The 24,663-nt window shown below is 68.9% G+C and carries 22 protein-coding genes; 6 read left to right on the top strand and 16 right to left on the bottom strand.

Features of this window, described 5'->3' with window-relative positions; all coding sequences use genetic code 11:
• Positions 1 to 214: 214 nt before the first annotated feature.
• The gene (locus tag Q5Z10_RS00365; protein ID WP_303637386.1) at positions 215 to 547 is read right to left on the bottom strand and encodes an EF-hand domain-containing protein; all 333 of its coding nucleotides are present in this window, start codon (positions 545 to 547) and stop codon (positions 215 to 217) included.
• Positions 544 to 1,746, bottom strand: a complete 1,203-nt coding sequence (locus tag Q5Z10_RS00360) for a DesA family fatty acid desaturase (RefSeq protein WP_303637385.1) — start codon at positions 1,744 to 1,746, stop codon at positions 544 to 546. Before Q5Z10_RS00360 ends, Q5Z10_RS00365 begins: the two co-directional genes overlap by 4 nt.
• A gap of 215 nt (positions 1,747 to 1,961) precedes the next feature.
• Between Q5Z10_RS00360 and Q5Z10_RS00355 the strand changes: the two genes are divergently transcribed.
• Positions 1,962 to 2,720: an ABC transporter ATP-binding protein gene (locus Q5Z10_RS00355; protein ID WP_303639240.1), complete on the top strand. Its 759-nt coding sequence runs from the start codon at positions 1,962 to 1,964 to the stop codon at positions 2,718 to 2,720.
• A gap of 90 nt (positions 2,721 to 2,810) precedes the next feature.
• On the opposite strand, the gene Q5Z10_RS00350 is transcribed toward Q5Z10_RS00355, so the two are convergent.
• A complete protein-coding gene (locus Q5Z10_RS00350; RefSeq protein WP_303637384.1) occupies positions 2,811 to 4,013 on the bottom strand; it encodes a DUF4785 domain-containing protein in 1,203 nt (400 codons plus the stop codon).
• Between the two features lie 11 nt (positions 4,014 to 4,024).
• Complete coding sequence (locus Q5Z10_RS00345; protein ID WP_303637383.1) at positions 4,025 to 4,903, bottom strand: hypothetical protein; 879 nt, start codon at positions 4,901 to 4,903, stop codon at positions 4,025 to 4,027.
• Positions 4,904 to 5,135: 232 nt separating this feature from the next.
• Here Q5Z10_RS00345 and Q5Z10_RS00340 point away from each other — a divergent pair, with 232 nt between their 5' ends.
• Positions 5,136 to 5,975: an acid phosphatase gene (locus Q5Z10_RS00340; RefSeq protein ID WP_303637382.1), complete on the top strand. Its 840-nt coding sequence runs from the start codon at positions 5,136 to 5,138 to the stop codon at positions 5,973 to 5,975.
• Between the two features lie 150 nt (positions 5,976 to 6,125).
• Here Q5Z10_RS00340 and Q5Z10_RS00335 read toward each other — a convergent pair whose 3' ends face one another.
• The gene (locus Q5Z10_RS00335) at positions 6,126 to 8,396 is read right to left on the bottom strand and encodes a TonB-dependent receptor (protein WP_303637381.1); all 2,271 of its coding nucleotides are present in this window, start codon (positions 8,394 to 8,396) and stop codon (positions 6,126 to 6,128) included.
• A 156-nt stretch (positions 8,397 to 8,552) separates the two neighbouring features.
• Between Q5Z10_RS00335 and Q5Z10_RS00330 the strand changes: the two genes are divergently transcribed.
• Both Q5Z10_RS00330 and Q5Z10_RS00325 read left to right on the top strand, forming a co-directional pair.
• Entirely contained in the window at positions 8,553 to 9,572 is a 1,020-nt protein-coding gene (locus Q5Z10_RS00330) for a TIGR00266 family protein (RefSeq protein WP_303637380.1), read from the top strand.
• Positions 9,573 to 9,736: 164 nt separating this feature from the next.
• On the top strand, positions 9,737 to 10,729 hold the full coding sequence (locus tag Q5Z10_RS00325; protein ID WP_303637379.1) for a patatin-like phospholipase family protein: 993 nt from the start codon (positions 9,737 to 9,739) through the stop codon (positions 10,727 to 10,729).
• Positions 10,730 to 10,743: 14 nt separating this feature from the next.
• Here Q5Z10_RS00325 and Q5Z10_RS00320 read toward each other — a convergent pair whose 3' ends face one another.
• Together Q5Z10_RS00320 and Q5Z10_RS00315 are read right to left on the bottom strand one after the other, a co-directional pair.
• Complete coding sequence (locus Q5Z10_RS00320; RefSeq protein WP_303637378.1) at positions 10,744 to 12,741, bottom strand: hypothetical protein; 1,998 nt, start codon at positions 12,739 to 12,741, stop codon at positions 10,744 to 10,746.
• Between the two features lie 99 nt (positions 12,742 to 12,840).
• On the bottom strand, positions 12,841 to 13,323 hold the full coding sequence (locus Q5Z10_RS00315; protein WP_025875473.1) for an Lrp/AsnC family transcriptional regulator: 483 nt from the start codon (positions 13,321 to 13,323) through the stop codon (positions 12,841 to 12,843).
• Positions 13,324 to 13,449: 126 nt separating this feature from the next.
• Here Q5Z10_RS00315 and phhA point away from each other — a divergent pair, with 126 nt between their 5' ends.
• Together phhA and Q5Z10_RS00305 are read left to right on the top strand one after the other, a co-directional pair.
• Positions 13,450 to 14,343, top strand: a complete 894-nt coding sequence (phhA, locus tag Q5Z10_RS00310; RefSeq protein ID WP_303637377.1) for a phenylalanine 4-monooxygenase — start codon at positions 13,450 to 13,452, stop codon at positions 14,341 to 14,343.
• 31 nt (positions 14,344 to 14,374) lie between these two features.
• Positions 14,375 to 15,034: a DMP19 family protein gene (locus tag Q5Z10_RS00305; protein WP_303637376.1), complete on the top strand. Its 660-nt coding sequence runs from the start codon at positions 14,375 to 14,377 to the stop codon at positions 15,032 to 15,034.
• 42 nt (positions 15,035 to 15,076) lie between these two features.
• On the opposite strand, the gene Q5Z10_RS00300 is transcribed toward Q5Z10_RS00305, so the two are convergent.
• The 9 genes from Q5Z10_RS00300 to Q5Z10_RS00260 all read right to left on the bottom strand — a co-directional run bounded on the left by Q5Z10_RS00300 (position 15,077) and on the right by Q5Z10_RS00260 (position 24,577).
• Entirely contained in the window at positions 15,077 to 16,180 is a 1,104-nt protein-coding gene (locus Q5Z10_RS00300) for a GDSL-type esterase/lipase family protein (RefSeq protein WP_303639239.1), read from the bottom strand.
• A 92-nt stretch (positions 16,181 to 16,272) separates the two neighbouring features.
• Positions 16,273 to 17,028, bottom strand: a complete 756-nt coding sequence (gene kduD, locus Q5Z10_RS00295; RefSeq protein WP_303637375.1) for a 2-dehydro-3-deoxy-D-gluconate 5-dehydrogenase KduD — start codon at positions 17,026 to 17,028, stop codon at positions 16,273 to 16,275.
• Between the two features lie 80 nt (positions 17,029 to 17,108).
• The gene (gene kduI / locus Q5Z10_RS00290; protein WP_303637374.1) at positions 17,109 to 17,957 is read right to left on the bottom strand and encodes a 5-dehydro-4-deoxy-D-glucuronate isomerase; all 849 of its coding nucleotides are present in this window, start codon (positions 17,955 to 17,957) and stop codon (positions 17,109 to 17,111) included.
• Positions 17,958 to 18,155: 198 nt separating this feature from the next.
• Positions 18,156 to 19,214 carry a LacI family DNA-binding transcriptional regulator gene (locus tag Q5Z10_RS00285; protein WP_303637373.1) on the bottom strand — a complete coding sequence of 353 codons (1,059 nt, stop codon included), beginning with the start codon at positions 19,212 to 19,214 and terminating at the stop codon, positions 18,156 to 18,158.
• Between the two features lie 38 nt (positions 19,215 to 19,252).
• Positions 19,253 to 20,863, bottom strand: coding sequence for a family 43 glycosylhydrolase (locus Q5Z10_RS00280; RefSeq protein ID WP_303637372.1), 1,611 nt, complete (start codon positions 20,861 to 20,863; stop codon positions 19,253 to 19,255).
• Positions 20,864 to 20,880: 17 nt separating this feature from the next.
• On the bottom strand, positions 20,881 to 22,164 hold the full coding sequence (locus Q5Z10_RS00275) for a TRAP transporter large permease (protein ID WP_303637371.1): 1,284 nt from the start codon (positions 22,162 to 22,164) through the stop codon (positions 20,881 to 20,883).
• Positions 22,165 to 22,167: 3 nt separating this feature from the next.
• Positions 22,168 to 22,698, bottom strand: a complete 531-nt coding sequence (locus Q5Z10_RS00270) for a TRAP transporter small permease (protein ID WP_303637370.1) — start codon at positions 22,696 to 22,698, stop codon at positions 22,168 to 22,170.
• A gap of 10 nt (positions 22,699 to 22,708) precedes the next feature.
• Positions 22,709 to 23,710, bottom strand: a complete 1,002-nt coding sequence (locus Q5Z10_RS00265; protein ID WP_303637369.1) for a TRAP transporter substrate-binding protein — start codon at positions 23,708 to 23,710, stop codon at positions 22,709 to 22,711.
• A gap of 39 nt (positions 23,711 to 23,749) precedes the next feature.
• Positions 23,750 to 24,577: a 2-keto-4-pentenoate hydratase gene (locus Q5Z10_RS00260; RefSeq protein ID WP_303637368.1), complete on the bottom strand. Its 828-nt coding sequence runs from the start codon at positions 24,575 to 24,577 to the stop codon at positions 23,750 to 23,752.
• Between the last annotated feature and the right edge of the window lie 86 nt (positions 24,578 to 24,663).

Below are 24,663 nucleotides of genomic sequence, written 5' to 3'. Positions count from 1 at the left end.
CATCGGTCGGGCCAGCACGGGCGACCCCCACAGGCGTCGATCATCGCAACGGCACCGCATCACCCTCCATGTCCCCACGCCCGCGATCCATCACGGTCGACATGCCAAGCCCGCCCTACCCTGCCTGATCGACCGGCATGCCGGGATCGCGTCGTGCAGGTATCGGCCGTGCCGCCAGCAGCTTTAGCCGCACGCGGCCCCGCCAGCGCTCCGCTCAGCGCGGCGGTGCCGACAGCTCGCGTGCATCCAGGAAGCCGTCGCCGTTGGCATCCTGCCGGTGGAAGCGCTGCGCGAGGGTCTGCTGCTGCTGTTCGCGGCGGATCGGCCTGCCCTTGCCGCCGGGAAGCTCGTCGGCGGTCAGCACGCCATCGCCGTTGCGGTCCATGCGGTCAAAGGCATAGAGCATCCAGTGCACATACTCGGCTTCACTGACCTTGCCATCGCCGTCGCCGTCCATGCGCTGCAGATAGCTGCGGGTGTCGCTGACCTGGGCCAGCGCGGGCGGTGCCATCAGCAGGGCCAGCAGGGCGGTGATGGCTGCCCTCATGCGCCCACCAGGGTGTATCCCTTCAATCGCGTCGCGTAGGCCTGCAGCGCGGCGATGCCGCTTTCCTCGGCTTCGCGGCACCAGGCCTGCAGCTGGCGCAGGCGCTCGGCGGCGTCGTGGCCGCGTGCCTCCAGCAGCGTCGCCAGCCGCGCGCGGTACTCCACCAGCACGCGGATGCGCGGGCGTTGCGCGACCCAGTCACTGAGCTGGGCCCGGCTGTCCGGCTTCAGCCAGCGGCCGTCGTTGACCAGGCCACGGCGCAGCCGCCGCGGCAGCATGCGGCGCAGCTTGGCGCCGGCCAACCGGGCTTCCTCGCGCAGCGCCGGCATGAACACATTGCGCTGGTAGTCGGTCATGGCCTGGAAACGGTGTGACAGCAGTGCCTTCAAGGTCTCGGCATCGGGCACGGCGATGTTCGGGCGCACGTCCATGCTCGGCGCCACCCGCAGTACCCTGGCCAGGCGCAGCGCCTGCAGCAGCCGGATCACGCTCCAGCCGATGTCGAACTCCCAGCGGCGCATCGCGAAGCGGGCCGAGCTGGGAAAGGCATGATGGTTGTTGTGCAGTTCTTCGCCACCGATCCAGACCCCCCACGGGGTGAGGTTGGTGGAGGTGTCGGCCGATTCGTAGTTGCGGTAGCCCCACCAGTGGCCAAGGCCGTTGACCACGCCGGCCGCCCAGAACGGGATCCACGCCATCTGGATGGCCCACAGGGCCACGCCGGGCAGGCCGAACAGCACCGCGTTGATGGCAAACAGCAGGACCGGGCCGAGCGTCGCGTGCGGGGTGTACAGGCGCCGCTCGATCAGGTCATCCGGCGTGCCGCGACCATACTGCTCGATGTCCGCACGCAGGCCGCGTGCTTCGCGGTACAGCTCCACGCCGCGCCAGAACACCTGCCCGATGCCACGCGTGACCGGGCTGTGCGGGTCCTCCTCGGTTTCCACCTTGGCGTGGTGCTTGCGGTGGATCGCCACCCACTCCCGGGTGATCATCGAGGTGGTCAGCCAGGTCCAGAACCGGAAGAAGTGCGCCACCACCGGGTGGAAATCCACCCCGCGATGGGCCTGGCTGCGGTGCAGGTAGAGCGTCACCGAGAAGATCGTCAGCTGGGTGAAGACCAGCAGCACCAGGGCCAGCTGCCACCCGCCCAGGTCGAGCAGGCCGCCGGTCAGCAGGGAGATCAGGGCATCGGACATGACAGCGCTCCAGATCGACGCAGGGATGGCAGACATGATGGGCGCTTGCGTTGCAAACTGCATCCTGTGCCGACGGATGGACAGTGCCATTCCGTGGCTTCGTTCACAGTTGGGGAGCCCTGTTGTCGACCGTTGATCCGCGCACCAGCGCCGTAGCCACCTTCCCGACCGATGGGAACCTGCCACCCCTGATCGAACTGGACCAGGCCAGCGTGATGCGCGGCCAGGTGAAGGTCCTGCACGGGCTCAGCCTGCGCATCGCGCAGGGCCAGCACACCGCGCTGCTGGGCCCCAACGGCTGCGGCAAGTCGACCTTCATCAAGCTGATCACCCGCGAGCTGTATCCGCTGGCCCAGGCCGATGGCCGGGTCGCGGTGAAGGTGCTGGGACAAAACCGCTGGCAGGTGGACCGGTTGCGCTCGCAGCTGGGCATCGTCACCGGCGACCTCAGCAGCACCCTGGCCGACATGCCCGGGCTGACCGTGGAACAGGCGGTCCTGTCAGGCTTCTTCGCCAGCTGCGTGGTGCCCGCCTTCCGCGAAGTGACCGCCGACATGCGCGCGCGCGCGGGCGAGACGCTGGCGATGACCGGCGCGCTGGCGCTGCGCGAACGCGCCTACGCCGAGCTGTCTGCCGGCGAGACCCGGCGCGTGCTGATCGCCCGTGCGCTGGTCAACCGGCCGCAGGCATTGCTGCTGGACGAGCCCTCCACCGGCCTGGATCTGGTGGCCCGCCAGCAGCTGATCGCCACCATGCGCGTGCTGGCGCAGCAGGGCATCACCCTGGTGCTGGTCACCCACCACATCGAGGAAGTGATTCCGGAGATCGAGCGGGTGGTACTGCTGCGCGACGGCCGCGTGCTTGCCGACGGCCCGCGCGCGGTGCTGCTGCGCGACGAACCGCTGTCGGCGGTGTTCGGCGGGCCGATCACGGTGGTCGAGCAGGAAGGACGGCTGACCGCCTACGCGGGGTAAGGCGGCGCCTTGCGGGCATCAACGGCGTCGCGTCGCCAGGCCATCATGCCGTGGTGGCGGGCCGGTAGCGCCGGCCCGCCACCGCCGGCGTCAGAACCGCAACGCCAGCGCGCGTGATTCGATCGGCGCCATCCGGCTCTGGTCCTGCAGCTGCAGGTCACGCAGCTCGTACGGTGCGCCGAAGCCGGAGGGCAGCGCGACCTGGTCGAACGGCAGGACCAGCTGGCCGCCACCGGGGCCTTCGAACCACGCTGCCGCGTGCGCCTGCGCCACCGGTTTCAGCTGCCCGTCGACGGCGGTGGCGTACAACGTGCCACGTGCCTCATAGCGCCCGGCAGCGGCCACCTGCAGCGGCAGGCTGACCTGACGGCTGGCCGGATCCGGCGTCGCCTGGCCGGCGAACCGCGCCGTTGGCCGTGCCACCGCGAAGGCGACCTTGCCGTCGCGCAGCACGCCATCGGCCTGCGTGAACACCTGCAGTTCCCACAGTCCCTGCGCGGTACTGGCTTCGGCCGGGATCCGCACCTGCGCACGCAGGCTGCCGTCGGTGGTGCGCAGCAGCCGCTGCGGCCAGCTGCGGCCATCGGGCGCGACCAGCAGCGCCTCGCCGCCCAGGCTGCCACGGCGTGCCGCCAGCTGCGCGGCGTTGGCGCCGTCTTCCAACAGGCGCGCCTGCAGCTGCACGTTGCCACCGGCCAGGACCTGCGCCTGGCTGGCCTGCACTTCCAGCCGCAGCGGGCTGTTGGGTTCCAGCACCTGCACCACATAGCGGCCCTGCGCCTGCGCGCTCTGCAGTCGATAGGCGCCCACCGCGCTGCTGGCGCCGGTGCGCAGCATGCTGCTGCCATCGGCCACCGGCATGCCGGCGTCCTGCAGCTGGCGGGCATCCACGCTGCGTGCAACGCTGCTGCGCCCGGCCGGGTCGCGCACCTTCAGGGTGTTGGCCGGCAGCACGCGGGCACCTTCGGCCGGGCTCAGCTGGATCACGGCATCGGGCGCCGTCAGCGGCAGCTCCAGGCCGCGTTGCAGCTGGGTGCCATCGACCTGCTGCCAGTAGCTGCGGCTGACCGACGCATACGGCGTAGCCGGCTGCAGTGGTTGTGCCGGGTCCAGCGCCCAGGCAAAGGCCAGCGGCGCGTGCTCGCTCTCATCGGCGGGCAGCGGCGCGGCCACCAGCGCGGCCGGCACCTGATCGCCCGCGCGGGCGGCCTGCAACGGCTGCGCGGCCTGCGCTGCAGAAAGGGACAACGCGGCCAGCACGGCACTGGCCAGCAGGGTGGAATGGATCATCATGGTCGTCTCCCTCACTGGGTCAGGTCGTTGCGCAGCAGGGTGCCGAGGCCGAAGCACTCGCGGCGGCTCTGGTTGTGGCTGAGCGGTTCGGCGCCCTGGGTACGCGCCTTGTCGGTGAACCAGATAGTGCCTGCCGCCTTCTGGCTGCTGCATTCCAGGAAGCCGTCCGAGCACGAGGACAGCCAGTTCTGGGTGAACTCCAGGCCGACATTGGCGGCGTACCCCCCGCAGTAGCTGTTGCTGTCCCACACCGCCGATTCAACATCGCTGCCGACCATTGCACGGAACGGCTTGGGCAGCGCCGGGCGGCCTGCCGTGCCGTACAGGTTCTGCGCGTTGTAGGTGGCCATGCTCGCCACCTGCTGCTGCCGCACGGCATCGTTCTTGTAGCCAAGCAGCCAGCCCAGCGAGGTCTCGAAGGTGTTGCCGTTGAGCACCGCATCGGCCAGGGGCGTGCCGGCCGAGGACGGCGCCAGCGCATTGACCTTGCGCACGGTGCGGATGATCTTCGGATAGCGGCTGTCGTAGGTCGGGTTGGACAGGATCCAGCGCATCACGTTGCCGCCGTTGGAGTGGGTGATCACCACCAGCTGGGTGATGCCACGGCCGTCGATGAAGGCGGTCAGCTGGTTGGCCAGGCAGCCGGCAGCTTCCGGCTTCCACATGTACTGGGTGAAATCGCAGTTGATGACCACGTAGTTGCTGCTGTTCGGCAGTCCCTGGCGCACGGTGTCGATGATCGCCGGCTGCCAGTAGTCCTGGGTGGCATTGGTCTGCGCGCCGGTGCCGTGCACGAAGGCGACCCCGACCACGTCGGCGGCTGGCGCCGGTGCTGCTGCAAGCCCAAGGAACAGGGCCAGGACGGTACTTCCTGTTGCGGTGCTGCGCATCGCGTCTCTCCCTTCTCAGCGGATCCCCCCGGCCCGGCTGGAACTGATGCTCGCGGCGCAGCCCCGTGAAAGTCCGTGCGCTGCGCCCGGATTCAGGAGACTGACGTCACTCGATGACGTTTTTCATCTCATGTGAGGACCATGCCGGGTCTGGCCGTATGACCGATAGCCACTGCGGTGTCGTATGGGGGCTGCGATCATGGCGCGATCGTTTTCTGCCCGGAGCCTGCCCATGTCGCTGATTTCCCACCCTGCCCGCCCGCTGCTCGGCCTGGCCGTCATTGCGGTGCTGGCCGGTTGTGCTGCCACCGCCGCCAAGCCGACCGCTGTCGAAGCCAACGTCACCACCAAGGCGGTGGGCTATCTGGACAAGAGCGCGGTGCCGGCCAGCCTCGACCTGGTGCCGGCACCGCCGGTGGCCGGTTCGGCCGCCCTCGCGCTGGACGAGCAGGTCAGCCGTGAAGCCCGCGCACTGCGTGGCAGCCCGCGCTTCGCGCAGGCCGGCGTCGATGCCGAACTCGGTTTCCCCGAAGGCGCCAACCACTTCTCCTGCGCCGCCGACATCGACGTCGATGCGGTGAAGACCCCGGCGCTGTACCGCCTGCTCGAGCGCAGCCGGATCGACGCCAGCGCCGCCACCAAGGCGGCCAAGAACCACTACCAGCGCCCGCGCCCGTTCATGGTCAACGGTGAACCGACCTGCTCGCCGAAGGACGAGGACGGCCTGCGCAGGAACGGTTCCTACCCGTCCGGCCACACCTCGATCGGCTGGGCCTGGGCCCTGATCCTGTCCGAGATCGCGCCGGACCGCGCCGATGCGATCCAGGCCCGCGGCCGCAACTACGGCGAGAGCCGCCTGGTGTGCAACGTGCACTGGCAGAGCGACATCCTGGAAGGGCGTTTCATGGGAGCCGCCGCCGTGGCCCGCCTGCATGGCAACGCGGCGTTCAACACGGATCTGCTGGCCGCTCGCAGGGAGATCGAAGCGGCGCGCAGGGCCGGCCTGCATTCCAGCCGCGACTGCGCCACCGAGAACGCGGTGCTGAAGGTGCGCCCGCAGAGCGCGCTGTAAGCCACCGCCGCTGCGCTCGCCGGGCATGGCCCGGCGGGCCGCCTTCGGTAGCGCCGGGCCATGCCCGGCGGAGGCCCCCGGCGGGGTGCAGAACGCAGAAGGGCCGGCATTGCGCCGGCCCTTCTTCATTGCATCACGCGATCAACCGCATCAGAACTTCGCGGTGAACTCCACGCCCCAGGTACGCGGCTCGTTGAGGAAGCCGGTCAGGTTGTTGAAGTCGATCGCACCGACCACGCGGGTCTGGTTGGTCAGGTTGCGGCCGAACACGGCCACGTCGTACTGGCCGTACTCCCAGTTGTAGCCCAGGCGCAGGCCCCCTTCCAGCGAACTGCGGCCGCGGAATTCCGGCGACTCGTAGATGAAGAAGTTGACCGCGCTGCGGTAGGCCCAGTCGGTGTAGGCGTACAGCTCGCTGCCGTCGCTGAGCGGGAAGCCGACGCGCAGGGTGGCGTTGTGGATCCACTTCGGCGCCTGCGGCAACGGGTTGCCGTTGACCAGCGCGTAGGTGCCGCCGTTGATGATCGTGGTCGGGTCGTTGATGGTGCAGCCGCCGCCACAGATCGCCACCGCCAGGTCCTTGTCCTTGATCTCGGTGTCGTTGTAGCTGCTGCCGAAGGTCAGCAGCACGTTGTCGGCCAGGTAGGCCTCCAGGTCCAGCTCGACGCCCTGGCCGATGGTCTTGTCGGCGTTGAGCAGGGTCGCCGTGTTGTTGCCGCCACCGACGGCGATCAGCTGCTGGCCGTCCACATCGTAGCGGAACACGCTGAAGCCCAGGCGCGCGCGGCGGTCGAACAGGTCGGCCTTGATGCCGGCTTCGTAGGAGATCACCTTCTCCGAATCGGCCTGCGACAGGCCCGGCGCGAACGCCAGGCGGCCCTGGATCGACGGCGCGCGGAAGCCCTTGGCCACGCGGGCGTAGGCATTGACGTTGTCGGTCAGCTTGTACACGCCGCTGACATCCCAGCTGACGTCGTTGACATCGGTGTTGGCCAGGTACGGGCCGCTGACCGGCGTACCGCCCGGGGTCTGCTGCAGCACGCTGGCGCTGAAGTCCTTCTTGTCCTGCGTGTAGCGCACGCCGCCACGCAGCTTGAAGCGGTCGGTGACGTCGAAGTCACCGGAGGCGAACACCGCCCATGCCTTGTTGCGCTGCTGCTGCACCACGTGGCCGGTCTGCGGGTTGCCCGGGGTGAGCGAGTCGTAGTTGAAGTTGTTGATGGTCACGTCTTCATCGAAGTAGAAGACGCCGGCCTGCCAGTCGAAGCGGCCCCATTCGTTGGATTCCACGCGGAATTCCTGGGTCCACTGGCGGTGGTCCGGCAGGCCGTCGGCCGACTCGGACGGGAACGGGATCAGGCCCGGGCCGGAGTTGCCGGCGCCGAGGAAAGCGGCGCCGTAGCCCCCGTCGATGTCGCCACGGTTGAGCGATTCGGCGGTTTCGTAGCCGGTGATCGAGTGCAGGGTCACCGAACCCAGGTTCCACTGCAGGCGCGCGCTGCCGCCCCAGGTTTCCAGGTCGGAGAAGTTGACGCCGTCGTTGGCGACCTTGTCGCGGTCGAAGTTCTCGACCAGCGCGTTGCCACCCTTCTCGATGATGTTGGCGCGGAACAGGCGCGCGGTGCCGTTGAGCTTGCGCTTGTGCAGATTGAACAGTGCTTCGAAATCATCGCCTTCGTACAGGAACTGCACGCGGCCGGCCGCTTCGTCGTAGCCTTCAAACCCGCTGTTGGGGGCGCCGGCGTGGGTGTTGTCGACCCAGTCGTCGCGGCGCTGGTAGATCGCCGACACGCGCGCGGACCAGCGGTCGGTCAGCGGGCCGCCGTAGGCGCCCTGCACATTCCAGCTGTTGTAGCGGCCGTAGCCCACGCGCACGTAGCCATCGGCATCCTGCGACGGACGCGCCGAATCGAACTTGACCACGCCGGCCGGGGTGTTGCGGCCGAACAGGGTGCCCTGCGGACCGCGCAGCACTTCCACGCCGGCCAGGTCGAACAGCGGGAAGCCCTTCAGCAGCGGGCTTTCCTGCACCACGTCGTCGTACACCAGCGATACCGGCTGCGAGGCATTGAGGTCGAAATCGGTGTTGCCCAGGCCGCGGATATAGAAGCGCGGGAAGGCACGACCATAGGACGACTCGATGTTGAGGCTGGGCACGCGCGCCGCGAGGAAGCGGATGTCGTCACCGGCAGAGCCGAGCACATCGAGCTTTTCGCCCTGGATCGCGCTGATCGCAACCGGGACGTCCTTGGCGTTCTCGACACGGCGCTGTGCAGTCACCTGCAACGCATCGAGGGCGACCGGGTCCTTGGCGGCGGGGGTTTCCTGGGCGGCTGCTGCCAGCGGCAGCAGGGCGGAAAGAGCGACAACGAGCGGGCGCGCGACCGGGAGGCGGCCACGGGAAGTGCGGGTCGGGGACATGGCGGTAGGCTGTGTTTGGAGGGGTGGTAAAACGGCGCTACCAGATAATTGTTGCAATACAGCACCTGCCTCGCAAATGCCGGCCGTTCATGGCGCCCTCGTGCGCGGCCCAAAGCTGCCGCTAGACTCGGGTTTTTCCGCAACGGACCTGCTGCGATGACCCAGTGGTACTTCCATGCCCCGGCCCGGGCCGAGCGCGTCGGCCCGCTTGAGGACGAGGCTGCGCGCGCCTTCGCGCAGGCCCATCCGCAGGCGTTGGCCTGGTCCCAGGGCATGAACGGCTGGACCCCGGTGGCCGAGGTGGCCGCCCTGCACCGGCCGGCAGCCGCGCCTCCCGGTCCGCCGCCGGTCACCGCGCCGGGCCCGTCGGCGCCCGCGGTCACCGCCCCCGGACAGCGCTCGCGCGGCGGCGCCGACCGCATCGACTTCCGCATCGTCGGCCATGAAATGCAGTTCGTGGAAATCGAGCTGGATGCCGGTGAAGGTGCCGTCGCCGAGGCCGGCGCGCTGATGTTCAAGGACGCCTCGGTGCAGATGGAGACCGTCTTCGGCGGCGGCGCGCGCGGCGGCCCGGGCAGCGGCCTCATGGACAAGGTGATGGCGGCCGGCAAGCGCGTGCTGACCGGCGAAAGCCTGTTCGCCACGGTCTACACCCAGACCGGCGCCGGACGCGGCAAGGTCGCCTTCGCCGCGCCCTACCCCGGCACCGTGCTGGCCATGAAGCTGGACCAGCATGGCGGCCGCCTGGTGTGCCAGAAGGACAGCTTCCTGGCCGGTGCGCGCGGGGTGCAGATCGGCGTGCAGTTCCAGCGCAGGATCATGACCGGCCTGTTCGGCGGCGAGGGCTTCATCATGCAGAAGCTGGAGGGCGATGGCTGGGTGTTCATCCATGCCGGCGGCTGTGTGGTCGAGCGCGAGCTGGCCGCCGGCGAGCGCCTGGACGTGGACACCGGCTGCATCGTGGCCTACCACCCGAGCGTGGACATGGACGTGCGCCGGATCAAGGGCATCAAGAGCATGCTGTTCGGCGGCGAAGGCGTGTTCCTGGCGACGCTGACCGGGCCGGGCAAGGTCTGGCTGCAGTCGCTGCCGTTCTCGCGCCTGGCCGGGCGCATGTGGATGGCGGCCCCGCAGGGCGGTGGCAAGCGCCGCGGCGAAAGTTCGCTGCTGGGCTGAGCGGTCCGGCGCGCGCCCTCCTGCATCGGTAGCGCCGGGCCATGCCCGGCGAGCACAGCGGCAGCTGAACCATCCGCCGGGAAGGGCCCGGCGCTACCCACGGATTTTGTGCCTTCGGTATGCTGGCGCCCTTTCCCGATTCCGGCGCCCCGCGCGCATTGCCGATGAGTCTGTTCCGCCCCCGTGTGCTGCTGTCTGTCGCCCTGCTCGGCCTGCTGGCCGGCTGCGGTGGCGAGGAAGTCCGCCCCACGCCGCCGCCCGCACAGGCGGTGGTGCCGCAGGCCAAGCCGGTGAAGATCGGCATCGCCCTCGGCGGTGGCGCGGCCAAGGGCTTTGCCCACATCGGTGTGATCAAGATGCTCGAGGCCAATGGCTTCGAGCCGGTGGTGGTCTCCGGCACCAGTGCCGGCAGCGTGGTCGGCGCGCTGTATGCCAGCGGCATGGATGCCTTCCAGATGCAGAGCAGGGCCGTGGCCCTGGATGAAGCCAGCATCCGCGACGTGCGGCTGTTCTCCGGCGGCCTGGTGCAGGGCCAGAAGCTGCAGGACTACGTCAACGAACAGGTGGCCAACCGGCCGGCCGAACGGCTGAAGAAGCCGTTCGCCGCCGTTGCCACCCAGCTGGAAACCGGCGAGCGCGCGATCTTCGTGCGCGGCAACGTCGGCCAGGCGGTGCGCGCGTCCAGCAGCATTCCCGGGGTGTTCGAGCCGGTGAAGATCGGTGGCCGCAACTACATCGACGGCGGCGTGGTCAGCCCGGTGCCGGTGGACGCCGCGCGCCAGCTCGGGGCCGAGTTCGTGATCGCCGTGGACATCTCCAGCAAGGCCAGTGGCAAGGCGCCGACCGGCATGCTGGGCATCGTCAACCAGTCGATCTCGATCATGGGCCAGCGCCTGGGCGAACAGGAACTGGCCCGTGCCGACATCGTGATCCGACCGAAGGTGCTGGACATCGGCGCCGCCGATTTCAGCCAGCGCGGTACGGCGATCCTGGAAGGCGAGAAGGCCGCGATGGCGGCGATGCCGCAGATCCGCGCCAGGATCATGCAGCTGCAGAAGGCCCGTGCCGCCGCCTTGGCACCGGCACCGGTGGCGGCGCCGAAGTGCGACGAACCTTCGCGCCTGGGCAAGCTGATGGGCCGCAAGGAAAAGTGCTGAGCTGACGCGGGCGCCTAGCGCGCGGGCCGGTAGCCGCTGGCCCGTTGCCGCTCGCGCCTGCGCGCCTGACGCGCCTGCGCCTGCAGGGCAGCGGTGTGCTGCAGCTGCTCCATGCCGTCGGCCGGTACATGCAGCTGCCGGCGCGCACGGGTCAAGGCCAGGTACACCGCGCGTACCGGGTCGTGCCAGATGCGCCCGCCCTGCCCCGCACTGAAACACCCGGGCGATAGCGATACCACGTCGAACTGCAGGTTCTTCGCGTGTTCGGCCAGGCACAGCACCACGCGCGCACCCGCAGCCGTGTCCTGGTCATCCAGCGCCTGCAGCAGGGCCTGCGGGCGGTCGGCGGACGCGAACAGTTCCACCAGTGCGGCCTGGCCTTGATCGGCATGCGCAGCCAGAACGCCCTGCCAGGTCGGGTTCGATTCGCTGTCGCGGCGCCGCCAGGCATCCAGCGGCCGCTGCAGCGTGCTGCGCAGTGCGCGCAACGAGGCCGGGTGCAGGTAGGGCCGCAGCCCGCGCAACTGCAGCTGCGCGGTATCCAGGGCCAGGTCGGCGACGTTGCCGTGGATGCGCAGGCCTTCGGCCGGCACCTGCGACCAGTCGCGGTAATGCAGCACACCGGTGGCGCGGTCGGCGGCACCGACGAACGGCCCACTTTCCTGACCCAGTCCATCCAGCGCCAGGGTCTGGTTGACCAGGCCCTCGACCTGGTTGCCCTGGCGCACCGACTGGTGCATTTCCAGCACCTTCGATGCCGCCCAGCGCGGCACCGTGCCGGTCAGGCACTGGTGCGGGTCGCCGAGGCTGACCACGCCGGGTGCGTGGGTGGACAGCAGCTGCTTCCACGACGGGCTGAGATCGTGCGCCTCGTCGATCAGCAGCATGCCCAGCTCCAGCGGTGGGCGTACCCCGCGCAGGGCCAGCCATTTGCCGATGTGCAGCGGGCTCAGGCTCAACAGCGTGCCGCGCTGCAGCCCGGCATCGAACATGCTGCGCCAGACTAGCTCGGCGGCCGCCAGATAGGGCGCCACGTCGAGCATCGCGGCGGGCACCGAGCGGTCGAAATGCTGGAACGCCATGCGTGGTGCGGACGATGCACACCAGCGGTTGATGGCCTCGAAGGCGGTCAGCAGCACCTGCTCGGGACTGCGCCCGCCGATGCCCTGCAGGCCGATGCGGCCGGCAATCTCGCGCGGGGTGCGGGTGCTGCGCCGGTAGCTGGCGACAAAGCCGCCGGTCTGTCCGCTGCGCGCGGCGTGCTGGGCCACACGATTGGCGAATTCGATCTGGGTCAGCAGGCGTACGGCGGTGCTGGCCGGTACGCGCGCGCGGAACGCCTCCACCTGGCCGCGCGACGGCGCCACGTAGGTGTAGCGGCCCGGGCGCGCGTCCATCAGCGCCAGCACCAGGTGGCCCTTGCCGGTGCCGGCATAGCCATCGAGGTCGAGCAGCTCGTCCGGGTTGGCCGCGATCGCACGCAGCACGCGGGCCTGTTCGGAGGTGTACAGGCCATGGTGTTCGACTGCACGCGCGTCGCCAGCGGCGGCCGGGGCCTGTTCGGCTTCTTCATCATCGCTGGCGAAAGTGGCCGGAAAGCGGATCTCGTGCACCGCCAGCGTCTGCTGGCAGGCCTGCTGCAGCGCCAGGCCGGGATAGGCGTGCGGCGAGGCGGTGAGGGCGTCCTGCACGATCTGCGCCGGTGCCAGCAGCACGCCGTGGGCGGCCAGCGCGGCCAGCCATGCCTCCAGGTCCGGCGGGCCGCCGCCACCGCTGCCGGCCAGCCGGGCGGCAGCGGTGGCATCGGCTGCGAACAGCGCGCAGGCATCGTGCAGCAGCCGCTCGATCTCGGCCGGCGCGTGCAGGCGCGCGCGGCACAGCTGCGCGGCCATCAGGCCGGCTTGTTCCAGCGCGGTCTGCGGCGGCGTGCCATGGGCGATGTAGCGCGCCAGCGACTTGCGCTGCAGCGGCAGGAAGGTGGTGGAGAGCACCGGGTGCTGGATTTCGGACATGCCTGGAACCGGGGAAGAGCGCAGCGGCGCGCGCAGGTCAGCGCCGCCGCCGATGATGCTCGGCTACCCACCCGCTGCCGTCAAATGGCAGCGGCGCGCTCATTCCAGTTGCGACAGCGGCAACGCCTGGAACCCCTTCACCGTACGCAGCACGAAGCTGGAATTGGCGTCTGCCACGCCGCCGGCATTGAGCAGCCGGTCGAGCAGGAAACGCGAGAAGTGCTCCAGGTCGCGCACGTACACGTGCAGCAGGTAGTCCATGTCGCCGGTCAGGGCGTGGCAGGCCACCACTTCATCCCACGCCTGCACGCTGTCGACGAAGTGCCCGATCGCGGCCTGGTCGTGCTTCTCCAGCTGCACGCGCACGAACGCCTGCAGGCCGAGGCCGAGCCGGCGTGGCTCCAGCCGCGCGCCGTAGCCGACAATCACGCCTTCGCTTTCCAGCCGCTGCAGACGACGCAGGCACGCCGACGGCGACAGGTTCACCCGTGTCGCCAGCTCGGCGTTGGTGGCGCGACCATCGCGCTGGATTTCAGCCAGCAGGCGTATATCCGTGCGATCGAACTGGACTTCTCCGGCCATTGTTGCCCCGCAACATGGTGAGTACGCAAGGATATTGCGCCATCGGCGCTATTCTGCGCAACTTTTGCAACCCTGTTGCGCGCGCCCTGCCCTAGCATCGTGGCTATCCCGTCAAGGAGTCTTTCCATGGACCTCGCCCCGCCCCGCCGCGTCGAACACCAGCAGACCGACAAGGGCTACGTGCCGGTGTACACCACCGCGCTCGTCGAGCAGCCGTGGGACACCTATAGCGCCGACGACCATGCCACCTGGAGCACCCTGTACCAGCGCCAGCGCGAACTGCTGGTCGGCCGCGCCTGCCAGGAATTCCTGGATGCGCAGGACGAGATGGGCATGAACGCGCACATGATCCCGCGCTTCGACCAGCTCAACGAAGTGCTGGGCGCGGCCACCGGCTGGACCCTGGTCGGCGTGGAAGGCCTGCTGCCGGAGCTGGACTTCTTCGACCACCTGGCCAACCGCCGCTTCCCGGTGACGTGGTGGATCCGCCGCCCCGACCAGATCGACTACATCGCCGAACCGGACCTGTTCCACGACCTGTTCGGGCATGTGCCGCTGCTGATGAATCCGGTGTTTGCCGACTACATGGAGGCCTACGGCCGCGGCGGCGTCAAAGCCCACGCGATCGGCCCGGACGCGCTGCAGAACCTCACGCGCCTGTACTGGTACACGGTGGAATTCGGCCTGATCGACACGCCCGACGGCCTGCGCATCTACGGCGCCGGCATCGTCTCGTCCAAGGGCGAATCGCTGTACTCGCTGGAATCGGCCGCGCCCAACCGCATCGGCTTCGACCTGCAGCGGATCATGCGCACGAAGTACCGCATCGACACCTTCCAGAAAACCTACTTCGTCATCGACAGCTTCGAGCAGCTGATGCAGGCGACCTCGCCGGACTTCACTCCGATCTACGCCGCTCTGGCCGACCAGGAGCACCTGCCGGCCGGTGATGTGCAGGCCGACGACCACGTGTTCCAGGCCGGCACGGGTGAAGGCTGGGCGGACGGCGGCGACGTGTGAGGCGTGCTGCCGCGCGGGTATCCTGCACGGCATGACTGATGCATTTGCTTCGCTGCGCGTAACCGACGTCGCCTTCAACGACGACTTCATCCTGTTGACCCTGGCCGATGGCCGCCGCACGCGCCAGCCGCTGCGCTGGGCACCTGCGCTGTTCGAGGCCACACCCGAACAGCGCGCGCAGTGGGTTGCCACGGCCAACGGCCTTGGCGTGAACTGGCCTGCGCTGCTGGCGCCGCGCGAGCACGGCGTGGTCGATATCCCCAACCAGGTCTGGGACGACCGCTACGAGGCGGCGCTGGCGCGCCTGAAGGCTGCGGCCTGGTCGCTGGATGCGCTGTGCGATGAAGACCAGCAGCTGGTGGCGCTGTGGCGCATGGAAGCGGACATCAACAACGGCGGCTTCATGCAGTTCCTGTGCAACTGGGGTGACCCGACCTGCCAGTTGGCGCTGCGGGCGCTGCAGGCGATGGGCGCGGTGCAGACCCACGCGATCCTGGCCGGCATGCGCGGGCTGCTGGACCGGCTGGAAGATGACCCGGCAATCAAGGAACTGACCGACCTGTACGGCGCAATGACCGAACAGGAGCAGGCCGCCCTGCACGCCTTTGACGAAGCCTATTTCGAGCGCCCGGAAGATCTGGCCCGGCTGGGGCTGGCGCACTTCGGCCCGGAGCCGGTTGAACAACGATGACCCCTGCCCCCCTTGTGGAGTCGAGCCATGCTCGACTGCCGTTCAGTTGCGCGGGTACGCCAACAACACCACCAGATCCTCGTCGCCCACCTGCTGCAGCGCGTGCGTGCTGCCGGGGCGGGTCAGCAGCGCATGGCCCGCACGCACGTCGTACTGTTTTCCGTCCAGCACGTAGCTGCCCTGCCCGCTGACGATGTAGTAGATCTCATCCTTGTGCTGCGGGTGCAGGCCGATGCCGGCGCCCTTGTGCAGCACGCGCTTGCGCAGCACGAACGGCAGGTCCGGAGCATCGGCGAAGAACGGATACGCGGTGGTCGGCCCGGCACCGCCATGCGGGCCGGGCTGCATGCGTGCAACCGTGTCTTCATGCAGCACCTGCGAGGGCCGCTGCGCATCGGCGCCCTGCCCTGCGCCCATCACGTCGCAGTCGATGTCACGCACCAGCGCCGGTTTCAGCGCGGGCAGCAGCGGCACCGCCTCGCGCAGCACCAGGCAGGCCACCGCATTGGCACCGGCCACGCTGAAATGCGTGCCGTCGGCCTTGTTCTGCTCGGGCACGAACAGGAAGTATGGCCGTGCACCCTGCTCGCCCAGCGCGCGGATCCAGCGCGTGCTGCGGTCGTTGAGTTCAATCAGCGCGACGTGCTCCCGCGCCGCCAGCTGCTGCATCGCCCGCGTGTAGCGCGCGTGCGTGTCCAGCAGTGAACCGAAGTCGTACAGCAGCCGTGCCACCGGGGTCACCAGCACCGGCGTGGCGCCCTTGTCGCGCGCCACCTGCACGAAACGCATCAGCAGGCGCGGATAGTCGCTGTCAGGATCGGTGTAGCGCGTGCGGTCCTCGAACTTCGCATCGTTGTGGCCGAACTGGATCAGCAGCACGTCACCGCGGCGAATCTCGCTGGCGATCGCCTCCAGGCGCCCTTCGTCGATGAAGCTGCGCGTGCTGCGCCCGCCCTTGGCATGGTTGTGTACCTCGAAGCGTGCCGGGTCCAGGTAGCTCTGCAGCGCCTGGCCCCAGCCCGCCTGCGGTGCACGCTCGGACCCGTACTCGGCAGCGGTGGAATCGCCGGCAATGAACACGCGTACCGGGGCCGCCTGCACGGCGGTGCATGTCAGCAGCAACAACAACAGCAACAGGGTGCGCATGGCCAGGCCCTTGTAGAGCCGAGCCATGCTCGGCTGCTTTGCGAAAGCGGCGCGGACCAGGGTCCGCACCCACCGTTCGTTGCCTTGCCGGGTTACCGCGCCAGCCAGCCACCATCGACCGGCAACACCGCGCCGTTCACGTAGTCCGACGCGGACGACGCCAGGAACACCGCCGCACCGGCCAGATCATCCGGCGTGCCCCAGCGACCGGCCGGGATGCGGTCCAGGATCGACTGGTTGCGCGCTTCGTCGGCGCGCAGCGCGGCAGTGTTGTCGGTCGCCATGTAGCCCGGTGCGATCGCGTTGATGTTCACGCCCTTGCCGGCCCATTCGTTGGCCAGCAGGCGGGTGATGCCGGCAATGCCGCTCTTGCTGGCGGTGTACGACGGCACCCGGATGCCGCCCTGGAAGGACAGCATCGAGGCGATGTTGATGATCTTGCCGCGGCCCTGTTCGATGAAGTGGCGGCCTGCGGCCTGCGAGATGAAGAACGCGGACTTGATGTTGACGTTCATCACGTCGTCCCAGTCCTGCTCGCTGAAGTCCACCGCATCGGCGCGCCGGATCAGGCCGGCGTTGTTGACCAGGATATCCAGCCCGCCCAGGCCTTCGAGGGTTTCGCGGACCACGCGCGCGACCGGCTCGATGCTGATCAGGTTGGCTTCGATGGCCAGGCAGCGGCGGCCCAGCGCGGTGATCTTCTCGATGGTGTCGGTGGGCGGGGCGATGCCGGCCACGGCGACATCGGCGCCGGCGGCGGCCAGTGCCACGGCGATGCCCTGGCCCAGGCCGGTATTGCCACCGGTGACCAGAGCGACCTTGCCTTCCAGGCTGAAGGGATTAGCCATTGCGTATGCGTTCCTTGGTAGGGGCGAGCGGGGGTGCGGCGCCGGCCGCCAGCGCGCGGTGCGCGGCGGCCGGGCAGGGCTTACTTGAGCTGGCAGATGTCCAGCACGTGCATGTCGGTGTAGTCCAGGTTCTCGCCGCCCATCGCCCAGATGAAGGCGTAGTTGCTGGTGCCGGCACCCATGTGGATCGACCACGGCGGCGACACCACCGCTTCGTTGTTCTGCATGACGATGTGGCGCTGCGCGTCCGGTTCGCCCATGAAGTGGTAGACGCGGTCGTTGTCGCCCAGGTCGAAGTAGAAATAGACCTCGCTGCGGCGATCGTGCAGGTGCGGCGGCATGGTGTTCCAGACGCTGCCCGGCTTGAGCACGGTCAGGCCCAGCAGCAGCTGCGAGGACGGGCAGGTGGCCGGCACGATGTACTGGTAGATGGTGCGTTCGTTGCTGGTTTCCAGCGCACCGCGTTCCAGTGCCACCGCGTCCTTGATCGACAGCTGCCTGGTTTCGAAACGCGCATGGGCCGGAGTCGACGCCAGGTAGAACTGCGCCGGGTTGGCGGCGTCCTGCGATGCGAACACCACCTCCTTGCTGCCCATCGCCACGTACAGGCCGTCCTTCGGGCCCAGCGTGTACACGGTGCCGTCGACGGTGACGGTACCGGTGCCGCTGCCGACGTTGATCACGCCCAGTTCGCGGCGCTCCAGGAACGGATGGCCGGCGGCCGAGGCCGGCTCGGTCTGTTTCGGCAGGGATACCGGGCCGGTGACCGGGGCCGCACCGCCAAGCACGAAGCGCTCGTAATGGGTGTACTTCAGGGTCACCGCATCGGCATTGAACAGGCCATCAAGCAGGTACAGCTCGCGCAGCTGGTCATTGCTGGCGCCCTTGATGGCGTCGGGATGGGTGGCGTAGTGGGTCTTGCAGTACATGGCTTCTCCAGAGCTGGGGGCGGGCCGATGGTTCGGCCCCGGCACGGTTCACGACGGATTCTAGCGTTGGTGGTAACCGGTGTCATTTTGCGCCGCACGATAGCGGGGTGTACCGGGCAGGGCGCGGTGGATGGGTGAATGGGGCAGGTGGCGCGTCACGCCCAACGGTCGTGACCTGCCGCACCTGCCGCGCAGCGCTCAGTCCTCGGGCGGTTGGCAGGAATCGCGCACGATCAGGTGCGGGCGCACGCTGGCGATCTGCAGCGCCGCCTGGCCGTCCGGCTGGATCAGCATCGCTGCGGCGGTACGGCCGGTATCACGGGTATGCCGGCGCACCGAAGTCAGCGACGGCCACAGCCGCGAGGCCAGCGGGCTGTCGTCGTAGCCGACGATCGACAACTGGCGCGGGATGTTGATGCCCGCGCGCAGCGCGACCTTGTAGATGCCGGCGGCCATTTCATCGTTGCCGGTGAAGATCGCCGTCGGGCGGCGCTTGCCCAGCAGCAGCTTCTCCGCCGCCGCCACACCGGACTCGAAGGTGTAGCCGGCCTCGATGATGCGGTCCTTGGGCAGCTCGATGCCGCGCTGGGACAGCGCATCGATGAAGCCGGCGGTACGCTCGTGCGCCGAACGGTACGCGCTGGGGCCGGTGACCAGGGCGATGTCGCGATGGCCCAGCGACAGCAGGTAGTCGGCCGCTTCAGCCGCGCCATCGCGGTCGTGGGTGACCACCATCTGCGAGGTGTCATCCAGCGGCAGCGCGGCCACGCGGGTGAAGCGGCAGCCGATCTCGTCCAGCATGTCGGCCAGCGCCTGGTCCTCCGACGCACGCGGCACCAGGATCACGCCGTGCAGCTTCTGCTGCTGCACGAAGCGGCGCACGCCGTCGATGTAGCCGGGGCTGCGGCTGTCGCAGGGGTGCACCACCAGTTCAAAGCTGGAGCCGCGCAGCGCGTCCAGCGCGCCGTACTGCATGTCCACGATGTACTGCGCGGTGGGGTTGTCGTAGACCATGCCGATCAGGAAGGAGCGGCGGAAGGCCAGGCCACGGGCCAGCGGATCGGGCGTGTAGCCGACCTCGCGCATCAGCGCCTCGACCTTGTCACGCGTGTCCTTGCGCACCAGCGGCGAGTTGTTGATGATTCTTGAAACCGTTTTCTTGGAAACACCCGACAGTCGCGCGATGTCGTTGATCGTGGCGGCCTTGCCCTTCGCCAATGCCGGCGTGGCGGCATCGTTCTTGTTGCGCACTGACATGTAGTGAACCCGATAAGTCTGGGGATTCCAGCGCGCGCTCAATCCAGCGCGCGATAGCGGAAGCTGCGGAAGGTTACCGCACCGTCGCCGGCCGCATACAGGGCCGGCTTCAATGCCAGGAACTTGCCAGCCACATTGTGATGGTAACCGGACACTTCCATCTGAACCGGATACTTCTGCCAGTGCTGGCCGTCGGTACTGGTGTGGAAGGTCACGATGTGGCGGTTGTTGGTCACCCGCAGCCACAGCTTGCCGCCCTTTGTGCCGGGCGCCAAGCGGGTGGGGCGCTCCTCGCCGTAGCGGTGCATGACGAGCGCCTCGCCATTGCTGCCCACGCCCACGTACAGACGGTCGCTGTAGAACAGCAGAGCGCCCCCCACTGCACCGGGCGCGATCTCCAGCTCCACCTCGAACTGGTAGGCGGGGTCGCCGGCGATGGTGGTCAGCGGCGAGGCATCGCGCGGCGCGCTGCCTTTGCCCTGCATGACCAGGCCGTCGCCGCTGAAGCGCAGGCGGCGGGCTTCGTCCGCGGCCGGGTTGAAGAAGGCCCACTGCGGGCCGAGTGCACGACCGCGGAAGTCATCCGACAGTGCCATCCCGTGCGGGGCCAGTGCCTGGCCGGCCGGCTTGCGCAGCGGCTGGCCGAGATCGCCGCCCTTGGCCACGAACCAGCCGTCGGCGGTCCACTCGATCGGTTCCAGCAGGGCCTGCCGGCCCAGCGTCCAGAAGCCGTTCTCGTAGCCGTGGTACATCATCCACCAGCGCCCGTCGGTGCCTTCGATCACCGTGGCATGGCCGCGCGACCACCACGGTTCGGCTGCCGAACGGGTGCGGGTGATCGGATTGTTGGGCGCATTCACCCACGGCCCATGGATCGAGCGCGAGCGCGCAGTGATCACCATGTGCCCGGTCGGCGGGCCGGCGGTGCCGCCCACGGCGGTGGTCATGTAGTACCAGCCGTCGCGGAAGTGGATCTTCGGCCCTTCCTGCGCGTAGGCCTCCACGTCCCAGCTTTCCGGGTAACGCCAGCCGTCGTAGACGTGCTTCGGCGTGCCGACCACGCTCAGGCCGTCGTCGGCCAGCTGCACGTAGTCGCCACCGCTCAGGAACAGGTAGCGCTTGCCGTCTTCGCCCACGGCATGGCCGGGATCGATGTAGCCGCCCAGGCCGATGTCGATCGGCGCGCTCCACGGGCCCTGGATGTCGTCGGCCCAGACCACGAAGTTGCTGCGCCGCTCGCCGGTCCGGGCCGGGAAGTAGATGAAGTAGCGGCCCTGGTGCTTGACGATGTCCGGCGCCCAGATCGCGCCCACGTTCTGCGTGATCGCGTGGCCCAGCGGCTGCCAGTTGACCAGGTCGCGGGAGTGCCAGAGCGGCAGGCCGGGATAGGCGTCGAACGAGGACAGGGTGAGGTAGTAGTCGTCACCGTCCTTCAGCACCGACGGGTCGGGCCGGTCGCCGGCCAGCACCGGGTTGAGGAACATGCCGTTGCCCAGGTCGGCCTGGCGCTGGTGCTCGATGCCGCGCGTCCAGTGCGCGGCGGCGGGCTCGGCCGCCCGCGCAGGCAGCGCAGGCAGCGCGGCCAGCAGCAGGGCCAGCAGCAGGGCCAGCAGGGCAGGGGCGGCAGCGCGGTGCAGCGTCGGTGTCATGGGATCGCCTCCAGCGGTCAGGCGCGCAGCGCGGCGGGCAGCCACAGCGACAGCGACGGGAAGAAGGTGACCACCAGCAGCACGCCCAGTGCGGCGAACCAGAACGGCCAGATGGTGCGCATGCTCTGCCCCACGCTGATCTTGCCGATGGCAGTGCCGATGAACAGCACCGAGCCCACCGGCGGGGTGACCAGACCGAGACCGCCGGTCAGCACCAGCACCAGGCCGAAGTGGATCGGATCGATGCCGTAGGCGCGGGCCACCGGCAGGAAGATCGGCGTGCAGATCAGGATCATCGGCGCCAGGTCCATGAACGTGCCCAGCAGCAGCAGCATCACCACGATCATCAGCAGCACCATGAACTGGCTGTGTGCGAACGACTGCAGGAACGCCACTGCCGCCGCCGGCACCTGCAGGTAGGCCAGCAGCCAGCCGAAGACCGCGGCGGTGGCGATGACGAACAGGATGACGCCGGTGCTGCGCGCGGCATGGATCACCGTGTCGAAGAACTCGCGCCAGCGCAGCTGCCGGTACAGCACGGTGGTCACCAGCAGCGCATACACCACGGCGATGGCCGCACTTTCGACCGCGGTGAAGATGCCGGCACGGATACCGACGAAGATCAGCGCCACCAGGCCCAGGCCGGGCAGGGCAGAAACCACCCGCAGCAGCACCGCGCGCCAGCCGGGGAACACTTCCACGCCATACCCGCGGCGGCGGGCCACCGCGTAGCCGGTCAGCATCAGCACCACGGTCATCAGCAGTGCCGGCGCGATGCCCGCGGCGAACAGATCGGCAATGGACAGGCCACCACCGGCCGCGGCCGAGAACAGGATCAGGTTGTGCGACGGCGGCACCAGCAGCGCGACCAGCGCGGCGGTGATGCTGACGTTGACCGCGAAGTCACGGTCATAGCCGCGCTTGACCATCTGCGGGATCATCGTACCGCCCACCGCCGAGACATCGGCGATGGCCGAACCGGAGACGCCGCCGAAGAACAGCGACGACAGGATCGACACCTGGCCCAGGCCACCGCGCAGGCGGCCGACCAGCGACGAGGCCAGTGCGATCAGGCGCTCGGAGATGCCGCCGCGCATCATGATCTCGCCGGCAAAGATGAACAGCGGAATGGCGATCAACGACGCCGAGCCGGTGCCGGCGGAGATCTGCTGCACCAGCACGATGCTGGGAATGTCCAGGTAGAGCAGGGTGGCCAGCGCGGCAGCGGCCAGTGCATAGGCCACCGGCACGCCCAGCAGCAGCAGCACGGCGAACACGGAGAACAGAAGCGTGATGCCCATGGATCAACGATCTCCTTCAGCGTCATCGGTACCGGGGGCGCTGGCCTGCAGCGCTTTCCACGCGCGGTTCAGCGCGAACAGCAGCATCAGCGCTCCACCCACCGCCAGCGGCAGGTAGTTGATGCTCTGCGGCAGGGGGGCGCCGGCGGTCCTGATGTCCAGGCCATCCAGCAGCAGCTCTGCCGACCAGAACGCAATGAAGCCGCCCAGCACCGCGACCACCAGCTGGATCAGCACATCCACGGCACGGCGCAGGCCGGCGCCCAGGTAGGCGTGCAGCAGGTAGAAGCCGAAGTGGCGGTGGGTGTGCACGCCGCAGGCTGCGCCCAGGCTCATCGCCGTGGCCAGCAGCAGCAGCGTGACCGGCTCGGTCCAGCTGGGCGAGTCGTTGATCACGTAGCGGGCGAATACCTGCCAGCCCTGTACCACCACCAGCCCCAGCAGGGCGGCAGCGGCGCAGTAGATGGCGATGTCGGCGATGTGGTCCAGCAGGCGCTGGCCGGGCCCGGTTTCGGGCGTCGTCGTTTCGGTCATGGCGGTGTCCTCAGGCGGCGCGGATGCGGTCGACCAGCGCGGCGATGTCCGGCTGCTGCAGGTACTGCTTCAGCAGCGGCTGGGCGGCGGCGCGGAAGGCGGGCATGTCCACCTCGTTGGCTTTCACCCCGAACTCGAGCACCGCACTGCGCGCAGCGCTTTCCGAGGCATCCCACTGCTGGCGCATCACCGTCACCGACGCGCGCGCGGTCTCCAGCAGCAGATGCCGGTCGCGCGGCTGCAGGCGCTCGAAGCTGGCGCGCGACATCAGCAGCACGTCCGGCGCATAGGAATGATCGCTCTGCGACCAGTAGTGGGCGGCTTCGAAGTGGCGGCTGGAGTGGAAGCTGCGCATGTTGTTCTCGGCGCCATCGATCATGTGCGTCTCCATGCCGGAGAACGTGTCACCCAGCGACATCGGCGTCGGATTGGCGCCCAGCAGGCGCATCAGCTGGATGAAGATGTCCGACGAGGCCACGCGCAGTTTCAGGCCGTGCAGGTCCTTCGGCGAAACAATCGGATGCTGGGTGTTGTAGAAGCAGCGCGCGCCGGAATCGTAGATGGCCAGGCCAACCAGATCGCGGCGTTCGAAGCCGCGCAGTACAGACTCGGCGATGCCCCCGTCCAGTGCGGCGCGCTGGTGCGCCACCGATTCGAACACGTACGGCAGGCACAGCGCCTGGGTCAGCGGGAACGCGTTGTTCAGTGCGCCGGCATACACACGGGTGATGTCGATGGCACCGAAACGCGCCATGTCGATCGCTTCCGATTCGCGGCCGAGCTGGCCCGAATGGTACTGGCGCAGGCGCAGGCGGCCGTGGGTTTCGCGCTGCAGCGTTTCGCCGATCCACTTCACCGCGGTCACGGTGGGGTAGTCGGCCACATGTACGTCGGTGGCGGTCAGCAGCTGGCCGCCATCGACGGCGTCGGCAGGCCCGCGGCCACAGGCCGCGAGCATCGGGGTGGCCAGCGCCGCAGCGCCGGTGGCCAGGAAGTGTCGTCGTGTGATCATCTGCGCCCTCCCGCGCGTGTTCACCGGTACCGGCGGCGGTCAGCCCGCCGGCACCGCCCTGCAGGCAATCTCGCCGACGCCGGCGAAGCGCACCAGCGCCGTTTGTCCTGCCTGGATGTCGTGGATGCCGGTAGCGTTGCCGGTGGCGATCAGGTCACCGCGCCGCAGCGGACGGCCGCGCAGCGCCGAACGGGACAGCGCGAAGGCGTAGGCCGCGCGCAGGCCACCGGGCAGGCGGGTGGCGCCGCCGCTACCGACCACTTCGCCTTCGATCAGGGTCTCGGCGCGCAGCGCGGTTTCATCGCGCGCGGTCCAGTCGGCGATCTCCGGCCCCAGCACCAGGCCGTTGTTGTTGCCGAAATCGGACACCACCACGCGCGGGCCGAGCTCGTTGATGGTCGCCAACGGGCTGCTGGCCACTTCCACGCCGATGTACAGGCGCGCCGGCAGGGCCTCGGCCTGCTCGGGGGTCCAGTGCAGCTGCGCGGCCGGCGCGTCGTCCAGCAGCTCCAGCACGTACTCCGCCTCGACCGCTGCGAAGCCGCCGACGAACACCGGAATGTCCACTGTTCCACCGGTAGCAATTTTCAGCTGACCGGAGAACACCGGGCCCAGCAGGCGCTCATCGCCGGAGGCATCGCGGCGTTCGGCGGCGATGTAGCCCACCTTCCAGCCGACCACCTGGTCGTCCCAGCCGGCGATGGCCAGGTCCTGCACCCGGTAGGCGGCCACCAGGTCCTGCGGCACCTGGCCCGGGAAGCCGGGCAGGGCCTGTCCGGCACGGCGGGCGGTAGTGAAGGCGTGGGCGATCGCGGCCGCATCGTCCGGCGGCGGCGTATGCCCATGTAGGCCGTGTTCGTTGCTCAAGAACGGTCTCCCTCTGGCGTTGTTGCACTGCCCATCGACAGCGTCTGCAGGAGGTGTATATGGTAAACCGGTGTCATCGTGCAAGC

Source organism: Stenotrophomonas sp. 704A1 (assembly GCF_030549525.1).
In the GTDB taxonomy this organism is placed as follows: Bacteria; Pseudomonadota; Gammaproteobacteria; order Xanthomonadales; family Xanthomonadaceae; genus Stenotrophomonas; species Stenotrophomonas tuberculopleuritidis.
This window is presented reverse-complemented; position numbering and strand designations above follow the sequence as displayed.